We start from the raw sequence: 17,733 nt of genomic DNA, 5'->3' as shown, positions 1-17,733 counted from the left end.
GGTCATGACGACTCCACCAGCAGTTCGGCCGAAACACCCACCGGCGTCGGGTAGAACAGCGCCCGCCGAATGGTGATTCCGAGCCGCTCCCCCACCAATGGCCGACGACCAACGATCCGACAGCGCACCGGAGTGCCGTTCCAGTCGACAACGACATCGTTCCCGCTGCGACCGAACAGCGACGACGTGACCGTCACCGTCGCGTTGCCCCATTCCCCGGCAACCAGATCCACATCCTCGGGCAATACGGCGATGGTTCCCGCTCCGGTCGCACCAACCGGAGCGTCGAGCTCATCGAGATCGACCGCACACGGATGCCCACTGGCCACGAAGCCATCGTTCGTCAGTTCACCATCGAAGAGCGTGGCATCCGACAGAAATCGAGCGATCGACGCGTGCGCCGGACGCGACACGAGATCGGGTGGTGTGCCGACCTGCTGGATCCGCCCGCCGTCGAGCACGACCACCCGGTCGGCGAGCGCAAGGGCTTCCTCCCGATCATGCGTGACATGCACAACCGTGAGCCCGATCGACCGGGTCAGGGTCTGCAGTTCGAGACGCAGGGCATCCCGCAACGGTTCATCGAGAGCAGAAAGAGCCTCGTCGAGCAGCAGCACCCGCGGCTTGCCGACGATCGCCCTCGCCAGGGCGACCCGCTGCCGCTGCCCGCCAGACAGCATCGCGGGGTTGCGCTTCTCGTAGCCAGACAGCCCCACGAGCGCGAGCACCTCGTCGACGCGTTTCGCCCTCTCTGCCCGACCGACCCCTGCCAGCTTGAGCGGGTACCCGATATTGCGGGCAACATCCCAGTGCGGCCAGATCGCGTGTTGCTGGAACACCATGCCGAGTTCCCGTTTTTCGGGCGGCACCAGTGAGTTCCCCGATGCCATCACGGCACCATCGATTCGAATGCTTCCCGTCGTCGGCGCCAGGAAGCCGGCGATCGCGCGCAGCAGGGTGGTTTTGCCCGAGCCGGACGGCCCGACCAGGGCGACGAACTCTCCATCGGCGATGTGGAGGTCGATGTCGGCGAGGCCGACAGTGCCGTCCGGGTAGGTCAGGCCAAGGGAGTCGAGAGATACGGATGCCACGGGGCGCCTTTCGGTTACGGGTTCAAGGTAAGAGGGAGGGTCAGCGTTGCTGTCTGGCAGCGAGGCCGAGGCCCGCCAGCCCAACGATGGTGATGACGAGGGACAGAGCGGATGCCGCGTTGTACGCCCCCGCCTGCTGCAGGCTGAAGATGTTCACACCGAGGGTCTGCGACCCAGGTGACAGCAGCAGAACAGAAATGGTGAGTTCGCGGACGGCGGTGAGCATGACGAGCACCCCGCCGGCTAGCGCGGCAGGAACCGCCATTCGCCAGGAAATGTCGAACAGTGCGCGCAGGCGCGATGCCCCCGAAATCCGCGCCGCCTCCTCCGCCGTGAGCGGAGTCGCGGCGAGCGGAGCGGCTACCGACTGCACGACAAGCGCTGTGAACGACATCACGTAGGCACAGAGGATCAGCCACGGCGTGTTGAAGAGACCGATCGACGGAGCGATGATGAGCCAGCCGACGGCGATCACGAGCCCGGGGATCGCCTGCGGCACCATTGCGAGCGTGCGTAAAGCGGTGTTGGACCTGGCCCTCGTGCGCGTGACGACGGTTCCGATCGCGAGACCGAGCACGGTGCAGATCACCCCGGCCAGCACCGACAGCATCACCGAGGTGCTCGCTCCCGCAAGCGTGCCGGGAGCAGTCGTCGCTCTCACGAGGTTGTCGAGGGTGAGGTTGTCCCAGGTCAACGGCACGCCCGGTGCGGGCAACAGAGCCTGGCTGAGTAGAGCGAGAAGCGGCAGGAGGGTCAGACCGAGCAAAACAACCCACGCCATGATGCTGACCGGGCCACGAAGGCGACCCAGCCGCAGCGGTTGCGGGGCGGACGCCGAGGCATCCAGTTCCCAGCGGTTCTTCGACAGCAGCAGGTCGGCGACCATTGCCAGCACGGCAAGCGTGAGCAGCACGACACCGATCGTGGCGACGACCTCGAGCGGAGCCTCCACCGTGCCTGACTGGATATACCGGTACACCAGCGTCGACAGGGTCACGAACCGTTCGGGCAGACCGACGATCGAGGGGATGCCGAAATCCGCGAGATTCGACACGGCGATGAGGGTGAACGCGCTCAGCATCGCGGGGCGCAGCAGGGGCAGCGTGATCGCACCGACGGCCTGGCCAGCGGATGCTCCGCTCATGCGTGCAGCCTGCTCCAGATCGGTCGGAACCCGGCGCAGTGCCGCAGAAACGATGATGTACGCGATCGGGTAGGAGTGAACGATGAGAAGGAACACCACACCGTCACCGCCGTAGATGTTCCACAGGGGGCCACCGAACCACCCGGTCCAGAGTTTGTTGAGCGGACCGGTCGGGCCAGCGAGCCCAATCCACGCGATTGCTCCGACAAACGGGGGCACGAGCAGAGGACTCACCGCGAACAGCCGGAGCACTCCGCGGCCACGCAGATCGCTGCGGTCGAGCAGGAGGGCGAGGACCGTGCCGAGGGTCACCGCCCCAAGCGCTGAGAGCAGCGCAGAACCGAGACTGTTAATGCCGGCTTCGACGACATCACCCTCGAGCAACATGGGCAGGTGATTACCGGAGAGGGCGAGCACGACGATCGCGCCCAGCGGACCGACGACGAGCGCAGCCGTGACGAGCCACAGCGCCACTCGCACCAGGTCGACTCCGTCGCGCCTCGACCGTCCGGGAGCACGGGTCAGGGCCCGGTCGCGAACGACCGGGCCCTGGAAGCGAACTTTAGTTGAAGAGCTCATTGAAGCGCTCGACGGCTGCTGTCTTGGTCTCGTTGATCAGGTCGAGGTCGGGCGACAGGATCGCGATGTCGTCCATCGACGGGGCACCCTCCGGGGTTCCGACGTCGTTGCGCACGGGCAGGTATGCCTGCTCGACCGCGAGAGACTGGCCTTCTTCGCTCACCAGGAAGTCAACGAACGCTTCGGAGGCTTCCTGCTCGTCAGTTGACGCGAAGATGCCGACCGGCTGTGAAACGTACGGCACACCCTCGGTCGGGTAGGCGACATCGATCGGCGATCCGGCAGCCTGCAGTTCGCGAACGAGGTAGTCCACGACGATCCCGACGGGCTGGGTGCCGGATGCCACGGCCTGCGAAACAGGTCCGTTGCTTTCCGCAATCACCGGCTGGTTCGCGGCGAGCTCGGTGAGCCAGGCTTCGCCGAGCGACTCTTCGTCCATCCAGACCGCGGCGTTATACGCGGCCGCACCCGAGACGTCCGGGTTCGGCATCGTGATCTTGCCCGCATACTGCTCGTCGGTCAGGTCTGCCCACGACTCCGGCGGAGTGCTGATCGCATCGGTGTTGTAGGCGATGACGGTGGGGATGATGCGGGTTCCGGTGTAGAAACCGTCCGGATCGACCACGTCCTGGTTGAGGGAATCGACGTCGGCGGGCGTGTACTCGAGGAGCAGGTCGTCGGCCTTGTAACCCTCGAATGTTCCGGAATCCGCGGCGAGCAGCACGTCTGCCTGCACGTCACCGGCGACCTTCTCGGCTTCGATACGGGCGGTGAGGTCGCCGGTTCCTGCCCGGAACACCTCGACGGTGACGTTCGGCTGCTGCTCGTTGAACGCGGCGATGACCGCGTCGATCTTCTCCTGGGGCTCCGAGGTGTAGACGGTGATCGTCGACTCTCCGAGAGCGTCCGCGCTGGGAGCCGCGGTTTCTGCTTCGGCCGACGCGGAGCATCCGGTCAGAGCGATGCCGAGGGCGGTGAAGGCAGCGGCGGCAACAAGCGATTTTCTGGCGAACATGAGTTCCTTACGGGTTGGATACAGCGGACAGTGCGGGTGCGGGGGACGAGAAAAGCGGACGCGGACGCAACAGGCTGACCGGTGCCGTGATGACACTCGACGCGGTGGCGTGCACGAGCGAGAACATGGCGAGGTCGTGACCGCTGACGGTGTTCGGCCCCGCATCCATGACCTGGTGGTAAGCGAGCGACGGGCCGACCGAAACGGGAATTCCACCGAAGTTCGCCGACATGGCGTGGTGGTAGTGTCCGGCGAGAACGACCCGCACATCTGATCCGGTGATCGCCGACGCGAAGCTCGCTGGATCACGCAAGCCCGTCTTCGACAGGGTCGGCATGGGTGATGGTACCGGTGCGTGGTGAAGGGCGACAACGGTTCCGAGGCCGTATGGCGTTCTGAGAACCGAATGGAGCCAGCGCAACTGCTCCGCGTCGAGGGCGCCGCTGCTGGAGTCGAGAAGCACAAAACGAAGTGCGCCGATGTGATCGACGCGATAGTGGCTCTCACCGTGCCCGTCGAGGAGACGGGCGGCACCCGGCTCATCGTGGTTGCCAAGAACCGTCAGGATCGGAGCGCCGAGATCCACGCTGAGACGCGAGAGTGCCTCGCGGACGGCAGGATAGGCATCCGCGTTGCCGCGCTGGATCAGGTCGCCCGTGACGACAACTGCTTCGGGTGTGATTCCGGCGCTGCGGGCATAATCCGCCACCTGTTGCAGCCGCGCGAGACCATCGACCTGCCCATAGAGAAGGTCGCCTGCCGTGGCGTGCACATCACTGAGGTGCAGGATCGTGAACCGCCCGGTTGCCGCGCTCATGCCCACCCTCTTTCCGTTTCGGCGTTTCACTTTCGATGAAACGTTGTTACGGAACCAGCGTCGCCGCCCGAGGTGAACTCCCGGTGACCAGCCCGGGATGCGACGCTGAACGGCGCAGGACGACTGGCCCTTCGCGCGGCCGCCCGCGACGTGCTCGAGTGTCAGTCGCCGGTGACGAGGGCATCGGCGACGACGTTGCGCATTTGCTCGGCGCTGTCGCCTTCGGCGAGCGCCGAGTGGATGGTGTGCAGCACGAGCAGGTGGCTGAGCCGACTGAGGAACGGGTCTACGTCGTGCGCTCGCGTCACCGGGCCGGTGATCAGAGCGATGTCGGCCAGGCGGGTCAGCGGTGACCGGGCGAAACTCGTGATGGCGATCACCGTTGCTCCCCCGTTGGCCGCCGCCGTCGATGCGTGGAGCGTGTGCACGTTTGCGCCGGAATAGCTGACGGCGAGACACACATCCGTCGGGGTGAGGGAGGCAGCGGCGAACTGCTGGCCGAGCACATCGCTCGGCGCTTCGGCCGCACGCCCGACGGTCGCGAATCGCATCGCCGCATCCTGGACCGGGGGCGCGGAGAAGCCGCTTCCGACGAGGACGAGCCGACCGGCATCCGCTATCGCCTCAATCGCAGCAGCGAGGCTGCCGAGGTCGACACTGTCACGGCCGACCCGGATCGAGTCCGCCGCATCGGAGAAGATACGCGAGAGCGGGTCGGCGGCTCTGGACGGAGTCGCGGACGGCGCCGCGCGCGCGAGTTCGAGGCGCAGGTGCTGGAACCCGCGAAAGCCCAGCGTCTGGCAGGCACGCACGACCGTGGCGGTGGAAGTTGCCGCCGCGGAGGCCAATTCAGAGGTGGACCAGTCCACGACGGCACCGGGGCACTCGAGAATGACGCACGCCACCCGGCGCTCGCTCGGGCCGAGCAGCGACAGCGACGCCCGGAGTCGTGCCAACACCGCGTCGTCCTTCTTGGGAATGCTCATGCTCCGCCTCTCGCCGGCTGACGCCGGGTGCGGGCAGCATAGCGAACCGAAACCACCGGGCGGTGTCGTGCCGGTGAAGGGCGGAGTGGGGCGTCTACGCGTCCTGCGGCACCCGCACCGTCAGGCCACCGGGCTTGATCCGCACCTTCACCGCAACCGCGGTTCCCATGCCGTCGCCATCGAGCTCGATCTCCTCGGCCCGGCTGAGCTTCATCGTGAGTTCCCGGCCCTTGACGTAGTTGAGCGCGTTGACGTCCTTCGTCGGCATCTTGCGGCCGAGCTTGGTGCGCATGAGCACCCCGTTCTCCCAGATGATCTTGAACAGGATCTGCACCCAGTGGAACGGGTTTTCGGGCCGCAGAATCAGAATGTCAAACTCGCCGTCGTCGACAGCGGCCTCCGGCAAGAGCAGAACGTTGGCCTGCAGGGAGCCGCAGTTTCCGACAATGATGGTGTGCGCTCGCACGTTCTTGACCCGCCCGGAATCGAGCTTGTAGCGCACGCGCAACTCGTTCTTGTCGGTCAGCGCCTTGAAGATCGCGCCGACGTACGCGAGCCAGCCGACTTTCTTCTTGAGGTCTTCGTCGGTGTTCGCCAGCATCTTCGCGTCGAGTCCGAGGCCCGCCATCACGAGGAACACGTGGCTCGTCGTCGCCGACTCCCCCGACCGGATGTCGATCATGCCCAGGTCGATGTCGCGATCCCGGCCGGTGAACGCCGAGTGGATCGAGTGCTCGAGATCGTCGAGGGTGAGGTCGAGGTTGCGTGCGAGGAGGTTTCCGGTGCCGGACGGAAGCAACGCCAGCGCGGCATCTGAATCGTGGATCGCTTCAGCGGCGGCACGGACGGTGCCGTCTCCCCCGGCAACGATGACCATGTCCACGCCCGCCTCGAGGGCTCGCTTCGTCGCGCCCTGACCCGGGTCTTCGATCGAGGTCTCGAAATACCGCGTCTCGCCCCATCCCGCCGCCTTCTCCTCGGCGGCGACGACGGCCTTGATGGCGTCGAGGTCGACCTTGATCGGGTTGTAGACGAGGGCAGCGACCTTGGCTGATGCCGCGGGCTGGGTGGAGTCGCTCATGATTTTCGCTTCCTGGATCGGGGGCACTGTGCGCACTGCAACGCAGCAGGAGATACGGCAGCTGCTTCTCAGCCTAGGGATCGCCGCCGCCGGAACGCGAAAGCGCCCGGGGCCTTGACAGAGCCCGGACACTTCGGCGTTGAGGGCAGGAATTCAGCGGCGGAACATCTTTGCCGTCGTCTCGAACAGTCCCTTGACCGGGCGCTGCTGCTCACCCTGCTGGGCACCGAGCACGATCATCACGAGGGTGAGCGCCGGCGTCACCCACTGCAGAACCTTCTGCACCTTCTGCGCGGTCTGCATTCCCTCGGATGCCTCCGGCTTGGGCTCGGTGACCCCCTCCGCACCCTCCTCGGAGTGGTCGTCGATGATCCGGCCGAGGATGCCCGAGATGACCGTCGAGGTTCCGGCAGCGATGGTGAACCCGAGCTTGACCGCGGTGTTGCTGCGGCTCTCGGCCTGGTTCTTGAGGCGTTCCTTGTTGCTGGCAATGAGGCCGATGCCGCCGATGCCGTGGATCACGATGGCCGCGAGCTCGACCGGTAGCCAGCGCCACCAGCCGATCGATGCGAGGCGGAGTCCTTCCGACGAGTCGCGAGCCTTCGCCGCTGCGCCGTTGAGCCCGACGGCACCCATGAGGGACCCTCCGAACCAGGCGGCCAGGCCGACATCATGCATGCTGCGGACAACGGTGTTACGACTGGGCATGAGAGTCCTTCCCTTTGAACGATGAGTGTCCAAGGAACCTACGCTCGCCCTCTCCTCACCGGGAGGGACTTGACAGCGCCGCCGAACCGCACGCGGGGAGCGGTCAGCGCACCGGCCCGAGGGCCCCGGCAGACTCCTGCAGGTAACAGACACCACAGAGCGACTCGTAGGTCACCTCGACACCGTCGATCGCGACCTGGTCGCCGTCGAAGATGAACCGGTCCCCCACACGCCGCCCGTTGAACAGCGCTTTGCGGCCACACCGGCAGATCGTCTTGAGCTCTTCGAGGCTGTGCGCGACCTCGAGCAGGCGGCGGCTACCAGGAAAAGCCACCGTCTGAAAGTCAGTGCGGATGCCGTAAGCCAGCACCGGAATCCCCTCGAGCAGCGCGATCCGCAGAAGCCCGTTCACCTGTTCGTCGGTCAGGAACTGCGCCTCATCGATCAGCAGACAGCTGAGGTCGGCGCCGTTTCGCTGGAGTGCCGCCGCCCGGTGGTGCTGGAAGAGAGCGTAGGTGTCGGCATCCGGTTCGATGACGAAGTCGACGGGGCGGTCGACACCGAGCCTGCTCTCGATGTGCGACTCGGCTTTGGTGTCGACGGCGGGTTTGGCGAGGAGAACGTGGTGGCCGCGTTCCTCGTAGTTGAACGCAGCCTGGAGGAGGGCCGTGCTCTTGCCGGAGTTCATCGCGCCGTAGCGGAAGTAGAGTTTTGCCACCCGTCGAGTTTAGTGGTGGTCAGGAGACCGCCGAGCTGTTGCGCTCGGACCACACCCGCTCGGTCGGGCGGCCGTAGGCGAGCTCTGTCGGCTGCCGGAGGGCTCTCAGGTACGCGTCGACGAGGACCCGGCCGGCAGCGGTCCAGGTGAGCTCCTGTGCCCGGGCGAGAGCCGCGCGACGCAACTGCTCACGTGCCTTCGGCTGGTCGAACAGCAGGTCGAGATGTGCGGCGAGTTGCTCGGTGTCGCCCGGCTGGTGGATGAGCCCGTTCACGCCGTGGTCGACGACGGCACCGCTCGAGGTCGAGACGAGAGGCACAACGCCTGCACCCTGTGCTTCGTACGTGACGAGCGCGCTCCCCTCCTCGACGCTGGGAAGCAACAGCACGTCGGCCTTCGCGTAGGCGGTGGCCGGCTTCTTCGTTGGTCCGCAGAGGAAGATCGATGGGTCGTCGAGCAGCGTCGCTACCTGCTCGCGGTAGTCCTCGTCGATCTCGCCGTAGATCAACAGTCGGCCTGTCTCGCTCGCCCGCGACGACAACCATGCGCGGAGCGCATAGTGAAGCCCTTTGCGCGGAACGCCCCGGCCCATGAAGACGGCCGTGAAAGGGTGATCCTTCTCGAACACCGGCACGCGGATCTCGGTCGGGTCGAACCCGTAGCGGTGCCGGATGAGGCGGGAGGATTCGTAGCCGCGCGACAGGAACGAGTCGGCGACGGCATCCGACGGCACGAGAAGCGCGGTGGCGGCGTTGTATTCACGTTCCTCGAGCTCGAGCCGGTCGACGTCACCGAAGGTGGACCAGACCGGCGGGATCTCGAGACCGAGCCGCGCGTACTCCCGGCTCACGACCGTGCACGCCACGGCGATATGGGATCCGGGTGCTTCACGCACACCGGCGACACCCATCCGCTGCGCGAGCTCCAGCGTGCGGGCTCCAGCGAGCGGCCAGGTGTGCACGACGTCGAACGCACCCGCAGCGAGCACCCGGCGCGCCCGCCAGTCGTGCCACATGTAGGCGCGAGCCCGTCCGAGGGTGCGTTCGGGGATCATCCGTCCGACGACATCGAGGGAGCGCACCAGTGCACGGATGCCGACGACAGGTCGGGCGACGCTGGCCACGACGAGCGTCACATCGTGACCGAGGCGAACGAGCTGGTTGACCTGGTGCCAGGCGACCACGCCAGCGCCGGGCCCGCCGATGGCGCCGGGGAAGCTGTACAGGATGTTGAGCGCTGCGGACTCCGGACCGGTATTGCCTGCTGCACCCACAACGACCATCACCCTCTGACACCGACCAGAGGGTGTCTCTCGAGCCGGGCGCGTTTAGGGACGCTGTGGTCCGTTGGAGAATTCCGGGTTGGACCCCCGACTAGGGCTCAAATATACTCTGTTCCCTGAGAGTTGCTCAACTTTGAGCGAACAGGGGTTCCCCAAACAGGGGACCCCTGCTAGTGCGTCTTTCGAGCGTCAGCGAGTGATGGCGAGGGCGTCTGCCGTCTTTGACAAAACCGCCTCAGCCTGCGCCGGGTTCTCGTTGAGCATCGTGCCGTAGCTCGGGATCAGGCTGCTGATCTGCGGTTCCCACCGGGAGAACTCCTGCGGGAAACAGCGCTTGAGAACATCGAGCATGATCGGAACAGCGGTGGATGCCCCTGGCGACGCCCCGAGGAGGCCGGCGATGGTTCCGTCCTCGGCCGCGATGACCTCGGTTCCGAACTGCAGGACGCCACCTTTGTCGGCGTCTTTTTTCATCACCTGGGCGCGCTGGCCGGCGGTGATGAGGTACCAGTCCTCCGGCTTCGCGGTCGGCATGAAGTCCTGCAACGAGCGGAACTTCTTGGACTTGCTCGCGAGCAACTCACCGACGAGGTAGGTGATGAGGCTCGGGTTGTCCTTCGCGACAGCGAGCATCGGCAGGAGGTTCGACGGGCGAACCTGGGTAACGATGTCGAGAATCGACCCGTTCTTGAGGAATTTGGGGCTGAACCCGGCGTACGGGCCGAAGAGCAAGCTCGTGTCGCCGTCGACAACGCGAGCGTCGAGGTGCGGAACCGACATGGGCGGTGCTCCGACAGCGGCCTGGCTGTACACCTTGGCCTGGTGCTCGGCGACGATCTTGGGGTTGTCGGTGCGCAGGAACTGACCCGAGATCGGGAAGACACCGTAACCCTTGATCTCAGGAATCCCGGATTTCTGCAGGAGCTTGAGCGCCCACCCTCCGGCGCCGACGAACACGAATCGGGCGTGTGTCTCGCCCGGGGTCTTGCCCACGAGTTTGCGGTGACGGATTTGCCACGTTCCGTCTTTCTGCTTCTTGAGCCCACGAACCTCGGTGTTGAGGCGAAGCGTGGCTCCGGCATCCGTCGTGGCATCGATCAGCTGATGGGTCAGCGCGCCGAAGTCGACATCGGTGCCCGAGGCGACACGGGTGGCGGCGAATGGCTCGCCCTTGAGGCGCTTCTTCATGAGCAGCGGCGCCCACTTGTGGATGACGCGGGAGTCCTCGGAGTACTCGATGTCGCTGAAGAGTGGCTGCTGCTTGAGCACGTTGTAGCGCTCGCGCAGGTACTTGACGTTCTTCTCGCCCTGCACGAAGGTCATGTGCGGGGTGGCGTTGATGAACGTGGATGGATCGCGCAGGATGCCACGGGCAACGAGCGAGGACCAGAACTGGCGGCTGAGCTGGAACTGCTCGTTGATGCTGATCGCCTTGCCCGGGTCGAGCGAGCCGTCCTTGCCCTCGGGCATGTAGTTGAGCTCGCAGAGGGCGGCGTGGCCGGTGCCGGCGTTGTTCCAGGGGTTTGAGCTCTCCTCGGCGACATCGCCGAGACGCTCGAAGATTTCGATGGTCCAGTCCGGCTGGAGCTGCTTGATCAGGGATGCGAGGGTCGCGCTCATGATGCCGCCACCGATGAGGGCGACATCCACCGGGCTGGAAGCTGTCATGCCTCTAGTTTAGGCGGCGCAGCTGGCCGCGGGCGCACGGAGCGCTCGCTTAGTTCAGCTGCGCCACCCCCTCGCCGATCAGTCCAACCCCGCCGAGCACGAGCCCGGCAGCGAGGACCACAGCACCCACATAGAGCAACAGCACGAACCGGTTGGGCTTCTCCGGGTCGCGGCCGATCACCGAGAGGAAGAATCCGGCGGGCATGAGGATGGCCGCCGACAGGACGAGTGTCGGCGCAGCGACCACCGGCCCGGTCGCACCGCTGCCGTCGACGAGGAGTAGCGTGACCAGGCCGAGGATCACGAGAACGCCGGCGTGAGCGTGGCCCGCGCGGAAGAAACTGGTCTGCAGCGCATTGGCCGGTTGGTGCCCGCGGACGACCCTGAGGAGGAACACGCCTCCTGACTCGATGGCGACCACCGTGAGGAGGACGATTCCCGCGGTGATGATGTTGGGTGCATTCATTGCTGCTCCTGCGATTGGATAGCTGAGGTATCCCATTATGGATATCGCTGCTATCTAACACAAGGGGTCGGCTGAAAGTGCCCTGCCGCGGTTCTGTGGTTTCAGGCGGTATCGACCCTAGCGGGCAGCGGCGGGGTCTACCGCGATGCGATTGCCGCCGGCAGCTTGTGCAGATGCGACGAGCTTGCGGACCTGCGCCGTAAGCGACGCGATGTCCGGCTCGCGCGGCGGCACGAGGACGACTCCCCAGCTGACGCCGAGCCGCAGGCCATTCGCGCTCTCGATCGGCGAGTCGACGAGAGCGGCGCGAACGTCTTCGATATGCGCGTAAGCATCGTCGAGGTCATCGACCATCATGACGCACGCGAACTGCGCTCCCGCGCGACGGCCGATGAGAGCCGTCGTCGGGAGGTGCTCCTGCAGCATCGAGGTGAACGAATCGATTGCGTCGTCGCCAAACGAACGCCCGAACGCCGTGTTCATGTCGGCGAGATTGTCGATCTCCGCTCCGACGAACGCGACGCCCTCACCCCGGCGATTGGCCCGGCGAATCCGGTCGGCGGCCGGGGTCGAGAACTGCGTGTCCGTGAGGATGCCGCTCCACTGAGCCTGCTCGATCGCTCGCGGCACAGTGGGGCTCGGGCGCTCAGCGCGGAGGATCGACATCGATGTGGATGCCACGATGACGAAAAGGATGGTGCAGAAGGTCGTGACCTCGGTTCCGTAGTACTGGCGGAAGAAGTCACTCTCCGGTCCGACGATGACAAAGGCCACCGCTCGCGTTCCGTAGTAAAAGCCGACCAACAGCATGACGAAGGCGAGGATTCGCGCGTTGACGCTCCGCCGCATCCGTGATCGAAACGCTTCGGCGCCGGCAAGTGAGGCGAACGCCGAAACCCCGAGAAGGAACACGATTCCTCCGGCCCAGTCGCCGCCGTCCGGCCCTTCGACGAGCGCGGCGAGTGCGGTGACGAGTGCTCCTCCAGCGACAACGGGGAAGAGGGACCTCCGACCGTTGAACACTCGCGCGCCCGCCCAGACAAAGCCCATGGCGAGCACGAGAGACGCATTGCCGACGGCGACCGCCCACCAGGCGGCGGGCTCCGCTCCCCAGATGGCGAACGACACGGTGGCGAGGATTCCAGCGACGAATGCTGCGCTCCAGAGCCGCCCAGGTGAGTCGTTGCGGCCGAAGATCGTGTTGATGATGAAGGAGACCCCGCAGATCGCGACGATCATGCCGCTGGCGAGGAGAAGCGTCTGAAGGTCGAGCGTGCTCGACCTTTCTTCTATTGCTGTGATCATTCGTCGACGTCCTCGTCGTTTTCGCGCGGGAGGGTGACGACCATCGTCGTCCCGCTGGGGCTACTGGCAGACATCCGGACGTCGCCACCGTGGGATCGGGCGATCTCCCGGCTGATGCTGAGGCCGAGTCCCGTGCCGTGAACCGTCGAGTTACGCACGGACTCGGCCCGGTAGAAGCGCTGAAACAAGTTCTTCTGTTCTTCCTCGGTCATGCCGCGACCGGTGTCGGACACGAATATTTCGACTTCGTCGATATCGCCGATGACAGCGATGCTCACGCGGCCACCGGGGTTGTTGTATTTGACCGCGTTGGAGAGCAGGTTGTCGATGACCTGCCGAATCCGGAACTCGTCTGCGTAAACAACTGGGTCGCCGATCGATGTCAGCAACAGGGATATTTTGCGTTCCTCTGCCACGGGCTTGAGCGCCTGGATCGACTGCTTCGCAATGACGGCGAGATCGGTCGGGGCGAAGTTGAGAAGAAACCCGACCTGTTCGTCATGGGACGCGACGAGGAGGTCAGAGACGAGCGACAGCATCCGGTCGGCGTTCTTCAGCGCTATCTCGACGCGTTCTCGGCTTTCGTCCCCGACGTCTTCGCTGTCTGCGACGAGTTCGAGGTATCCGAGGATCGATGTGAGCGGTGTGCGCAGCTCGTGTGACACCGAGACCACGAGGTCGTCGCGGGCGCCGATCGCCTCGAGCTCAGCGGTGATATCGCGCGACACCCAAACCGAGCCCTCCTGACGACCGTCGGTGTCACGAAGCGGCCGGCCGGTGATAGCGAGTGCTTCGCGGTATCCGCCGGGTTCGCCATACCAGAGCACGACGTCGTCGAAGGATTCCCCGCGCATCAGGCGCTTGTACGGGCGCTCCTCGATGGGGAACGGAGTCGTTTTGTCGGCACGGTAGACGAAGTCGGGGACGATGTCGCTCTCCGCGTAGCCGAAGCGCCGCATGCGGTCGCGATGTGCCCGGTTGACAATCGTGGGGCGGCCGTTCTTGTCGTAGGAGACGACCCCGAAGGTGACGGCGTTGACGACCTCGTCAAGGGTGCGTTGCTGGCGCCTGGCTCGGTCGAATGCATCCTCGAGCAGCATGGCCTGCTGCCGGAGCAAGCGGCGCTGCGCGAGATTCTTCTGGGTGCCGATGTAGCTCGCCGTCGACACGAACGCAAGCACGATGGGCAGAACGAGGAGCTTGGCATTGGCTTCGACGGTTCCCGGGCTGAACAGCCAGAACCCCCAGACGATGAGGCTCGAGAGCGTCGGGCCGACAACCGCACCGATCAAGCCATAGTAGGTCGCCAGCCAGATCACCGGGAAAATGTAGAACAGTGCGGCGCCGAGGGTCGGCTCACCGTAGTTGATCAGGGCGATACCCACGATGTCGATGATCGGCAGCGCAATCGCCACTCGCCGCGCGACTTTGCGCCACGTCAGGGCGGATGCCGCCATGGTCGCCACAAAGATGGCGGCGACGCCGAAAAGCAGCGCGGGCTCTTTCGAGAGGTCGACGCTGATGAGCAGGAGGACGCAGACGAGGACAAGGACCCCGGTGGCCAGCAGCAACTGCCAAAGGAAGACCGAACGCTCGAATCGCGCCTGCCCGTGCGACTCCACGCGGGACGCGGAGGGTAGGGTCATGCCTCTGACCTTACAACCCCGCCAGCAACCGCCACGCTGCGCTGGACTAGACCGCGGCGCTGAGGCGCGCGGCGACGAGCTCCGCGATCTGCACCGCGTTGAGCGCTGCACCCTTGCGGAGGTTGTCGTTCGAGATGAAGAGCGCGAGGCCTTTGCCCTCCGGTGCGCTCTGGTCCGCGCGGATCCGCCCCACGAGGGAGGGATCCTGCCCCGCTGCCTCAAGAGGCGTCGGGATGTCGGCAAGAGCAACGCCTGGGGCATCCGCCAGCAGTTCCGTGGCCCGCTCCGGCGTGAGGGTGCGCGTGAACTCGGCGTTGATCGACAGCGAGTGACCGGTGAAAACGGGAACACGGACGCACGTGCCCGAGACGAGGAGTCCGGGGAGTTCGAGGATCTTGCGGCTCTCGTTGCGTAGCTTCTTCTCTTCGTCGGTCTCGTTCTCGCCGTCGTCGACGATCGAGCCCGCGAGCGGGATCACGTCGAACGCGATCGGGCGCTTGTAGACGACCGGCTCGGGCATGGAGACGGCGGATCCGTCGTGAACGAGCTGCAGCAGGTTGCCGTCTTCGGCTGCGACGCGGATCTGGGTCGCGAGTTCGCGAGCGCCGGCGAGACCGGAGCCCGAGACCGCCTGGTAGGTGCTGACGATGAGACGCTCGAGGCCGGCCTCTTCGTGCAAAACCTTGAGCACGGGCATCGCTGCCATCGTGGTGCAGTTCGGGTTGGCAATGATGCCCTTTTTCGCCTCGTTGATGGCGTGCGGGTTCACTTCGGAGACGACGAGCGGAACCTCGGGGTCCATGCGCCACGCGCTCGAGTTGTCGATGACCGTGGCACCGGCTGCGGCGAACCGCTCGGCCTGGGCGCGGCTGCTCGTTGCACCGGCCGAGAAGAGGGCGATGTCGAGTCCGCTGGGGTCAGCCGTCGCGGCATCCTCAACGGTGATGTCTTCGCCGCGGAAGGAGAGGGTCGTGCCCGCCGAACGCGCCGATGCGAAGAACCGGATGCTCGCAATCGGGAACTCTCGCTGCTCCAGAAGGGTGCGCATGACGGCACCAACCTGGCCTGTCGCGCCGACGATGCCGACATGGACTCCGTTGCTCATGGTGTTTCTCTCCTGTTCGGCACGGAGGCTCCGTGCCTAAGTTCGGACAATTCTCCCAAATCGGCAGTCAAACGGCGATTCCGGGGGTTTCGGCTGCGACTCTCCGCAGTTGCGAACGGTACTCCGTGCTTTGTGCCTTAGCGGCCGGTGCCGCCGTGGACGACGGCTTCGTCTTCGGCGTCGAGGTCGAACGCGGCGTGCACGACGCGAGCGGCCTCCTTGACGTTGTCTGCGCGCGTGATGACCGAGATGCGGATCTCACTGGTCGAGATCATCTCGATGTTGATGCCGGCGAGGTGGAGCGCCTCGAACAACCGGGCCGAAACACCGGTGTTGGCCTTCATGCCTGCGCCGACGAGCACGAGCTTGCCGATCTGGTCGTCGTGCTGAAGCGAGTCGAAGCCGACGTCGTCGCGCTGGTCGAGCAGAGCGGTGAGAACCTTCTGTGCTTCATCCTGCGGGAGGGTGAACGAGATGTCGGTGAGACCGGTGGCCGCCGCCGACACGTTCTGCACGATGATGTCGACGTTGGCGTCAGTCGACGCGATGATCTTGAAGATCTGGGCGGCCTTACCGGGGACGTCGGGAACGCCGACGACGGTGATCTTGGCTTCGGTGAGGTCGATCGCGACACCGGTGACGATGGGGTGTTCCATCTCTTCGCCCTCTTTCGGGTTGATGACGAGGGTTCCCTCGTTGTTGTTGAACGATGAACGCACGTGGAGCGTCACACCGTGGCGGCGAGCATATTCCACTGCGCGAATGTAAAGCACCTTGGCGCCGTTTGCGGCGAGTTCGAGCATCTCTTCACTCGTGATGGTGTCGATCTTCTGCGCCCGCGGAACGACACGGGGGTCCGAGGTGAAGATGCCGTCAACGTCCGTGAAAATTTCGCAGACGTCAGCGTTGAGCGCTGCGGCCAGGGCGACCGCCGTGGTGTCTGAACCGCCACGGCCGAGGGTGGTGATGTCTTCGGTCTCGTCGTTGAAGCCCTGGAAGCCGGCGACGATGACGATGGCACCGGTGTCGAGCGCCTTACGCACGCGGACCGGGTTCACCTCGACGATGCGTGCGGAGCCGTAGTGCTTGTCGGTGCGCATGCCGGCCTGGAGGCCCGTGTACGAGCGGGAATCGACACCGAGGTTCTTGATCGCCATCGCGAGCAGCGACATCGAGATTCGCTCACCGCTCGAGAGGAGCATGTCCATCTCGCGCGGCTCGGGCGGCAGCGGTGAGACGGCTGCCGCGAGGTCAAGCAACTCGTCTGTCGTGTCACCCATGGCAGAGACGACGACGACCACTTCGTTTCCGGCCTTGTGCGATTCGACGACGCGCTTGGCAACGCGCTTGATGCTCTCGGCGTCCGCGACGGATGAACCGCCGAACTTCTGCACGATAAGGCTCACGGATACTCCTGGTGGGGTCGATCGGGCGTTACCCGACTCCCTATTCTAAAGGCGCGCGCATACGCGGGCTGCTATGTGACGGACAGGGGCGCCGGCATCCGTCGCGGCGATCAGCGCTTGACGACCGTGCGGCCCTCGAATGCGCGCCCGAGGGTGACCTCGTCGGCGTACTCGAGGTCTCCGCCGACCGGAAGGCCGGAGGCGAGGCGCGTGATCTTGATCTCGAGCACGGTGAGCAGACGGCTGAGGTAGGTCGCCGTCGCTTCGCCCTCGAGGTTGGGGTCTGTGGCGATGATGACCTCCTGCACGACACCGTCGGCGAGCCGCTGCATCAACTGTCGGATACGGAGGTCGTCGGGACCGATGCCGTCGATCGGGCTGATCGCGCCACCGAGCACGTGGTACAGCCCGCGGAACTCGCGGGTGCGCTCGATCGCAACGACGTCCTTCGCCTCTTCGACGACACAGATGCTCGCGGGGTTACGGCGCGGGTCGCGGCAGATCGAGCAGGTGGGCTGTTCGGCGACGTTTCCGCAGATCTCGCAGAAGTGGACCTTTTCGCGCACCTCGGTGAGCAACTCGGCGAGGCGGGTGACGTCGAACGTCTCGGTCTGCAGGATGTGGAACGCGATCCGCTGGGCAGACTTCGGGCCGATGCCGGGCAGGCGACCGAACTCGTCGATCAGTTCCTGGACGATGCCTTCATACATACGGTT

Annotated in this window: 16 protein-coding genes; all 16 read right to left on the bottom strand. The window is 65.4% G+C overall.

Annotation, left to right across the window (positions count from 1 at the left end):
* Window positions 1-2: 2 nt before the first annotated feature.
* Window positions 3-1,091, bottom strand: a complete 1,089-nt coding sequence (locus ACWA1Q_RS02520; RefSeq protein ID WP_463759251.1) for an ABC transporter ATP-binding protein — start codon at window positions 1,089-1,091, stop codon at window positions 3-5.
* Window positions 1,092-1,131: 40 nt separating this feature from the next.
* A complete protein-coding gene (locus tag ACWA1Q_RS02515; protein ID WP_463759249.1) occupies window positions 1,132-2,814 on the bottom strand; it encodes an ABC transporter permease in 1,683 nt (560 codons plus the stop codon).
* Entirely contained in the window at window positions 2,798-3,829 is a 1,032-nt protein-coding gene (locus tag ACWA1Q_RS02510; protein WP_463759247.1) for an ABC transporter substrate-binding protein, read from the bottom strand. The genes ACWA1Q_RS02515 and ACWA1Q_RS02510 overlap by 17 nt, the downstream gene beginning before the upstream one ends.
* A 7-nt stretch (window positions 3,830-3,836) precedes the next feature.
* Window positions 3,837-4,646 carry a metallophosphoesterase family protein gene (locus tag ACWA1Q_RS02505; RefSeq protein WP_463759245.1) on the bottom strand — a complete coding sequence of 270 codons (810 nt, stop codon included), beginning with the start codon at window positions 4,644-4,646 and terminating at the stop codon, window positions 3,837-3,839.
* A gap of 161 nt (window positions 4,647-4,807) precedes the next feature.
* Window positions 4,808-5,632, bottom strand: a complete 825-nt coding sequence (locus tag ACWA1Q_RS02500) for a MurR/RpiR family transcriptional regulator (RefSeq protein ID WP_463759243.1) — start codon at window positions 5,630-5,632, stop codon at window positions 4,808-4,810.
* 94 nt (window positions 5,633-5,726) lie between these two features.
* Window positions 5,727-6,713 (bottom strand): diacylglycerol/lipid kinase family protein, encoded by a 987-nt coding sequence (locus ACWA1Q_RS02495; protein WP_463759241.1) that lies wholly within the window; start codon window positions 6,711-6,713, stop codon window positions 5,727-5,729.
* Between the two features lie 153 nt (window positions 6,714-6,866).
* Entirely contained in the window at window positions 6,867-7,421 is a 555-nt protein-coding gene (locus tag ACWA1Q_RS02490) for a hypothetical protein (protein WP_463759240.1), read from the bottom strand.
* Window positions 7,422-7,524: 103 nt separating this feature from the next.
* Window positions 7,525-8,139, bottom strand: a complete 615-nt coding sequence (locus ACWA1Q_RS02485; protein WP_463759238.1) for a thymidine kinase — start codon at window positions 8,137-8,139, stop codon at window positions 7,525-7,527.
* A 19-nt stretch (window positions 8,140-8,158) separates the two neighbouring features.
* On the bottom strand, window positions 8,159-9,421 hold the full coding sequence (locus ACWA1Q_RS02480; RefSeq protein ID WP_463760746.1) for a glycosyltransferase: 1,263 nt from the start codon (window positions 9,419-9,421) through the stop codon (window positions 8,159-8,161).
* A 189-nt stretch (window positions 9,422-9,610) separates the two neighbouring features.
* Entirely contained in the window at window positions 9,611-11,089 is a 1,479-nt protein-coding gene (locus ACWA1Q_RS02475; protein ID WP_463759236.1) for a malate:quinone oxidoreductase, read from the bottom strand.
* A gap of 49 nt (window positions 11,090-11,138) precedes the next feature.
* Window positions 11,139-11,555, bottom strand: a complete 417-nt coding sequence (locus ACWA1Q_RS02470) for a hypothetical protein (protein ID WP_463759234.1) — start codon at window positions 11,553-11,555, stop codon at window positions 11,139-11,141.
* 117 nt (window positions 11,556-11,672) lie between these two features.
* Complete coding sequence (locus ACWA1Q_RS02465; RefSeq protein WP_463759232.1) at window positions 11,673-12,860, bottom strand: GGDEF domain-containing protein; 1,188 nt, start codon at window positions 12,858-12,860, stop codon at window positions 11,673-11,675.
* Window positions 12,857-14,506 carry a sensor histidine kinase gene (locus ACWA1Q_RS02460; RefSeq protein WP_463759231.1) on the bottom strand — a complete coding sequence of 550 codons (1,650 nt, stop codon included), beginning with the start codon at window positions 14,504-14,506 and terminating at the stop codon, window positions 12,857-12,859. Before ACWA1Q_RS02460 ends, ACWA1Q_RS02465 begins: the two co-directional genes overlap by 4 nt.
* 46 nt (window positions 14,507-14,552) lie before the next feature.
* Window positions 14,553-15,611 carry an aspartate-semialdehyde dehydrogenase gene (locus ACWA1Q_RS02455; protein ID WP_463759229.1) on the bottom strand — a complete coding sequence of 353 codons (1,059 nt, stop codon included), beginning with the start codon at window positions 15,609-15,611 and terminating at the stop codon, window positions 14,553-14,555.
* A 137-nt stretch (window positions 15,612-15,748) separates the two neighbouring features.
* A complete protein-coding gene (locus ACWA1Q_RS02450) occupies window positions 15,749-17,017 on the bottom strand; it encodes an aspartate kinase (protein WP_463759227.1) in 1,269 nt (422 codons plus the stop codon).
* A gap of 110 nt (window positions 17,018-17,127) precedes the next feature.
* Window positions 17,128-17,727: a recombination mediator RecR gene (recR, locus tag ACWA1Q_RS02445; RefSeq protein WP_121671627.1), complete on the bottom strand. Its 600-nt coding sequence runs from the start codon at window positions 17,725-17,727 to the stop codon at window positions 17,128-17,130.
* Window positions 17,728-17,733 lie beyond the last annotated feature (6 nt).

This window comes from Mycetocola sp. TRD_SC_2 (assembly GCF_055361225.1).
This window is presented reverse-complemented; position numbering and strand designations above follow the sequence as displayed.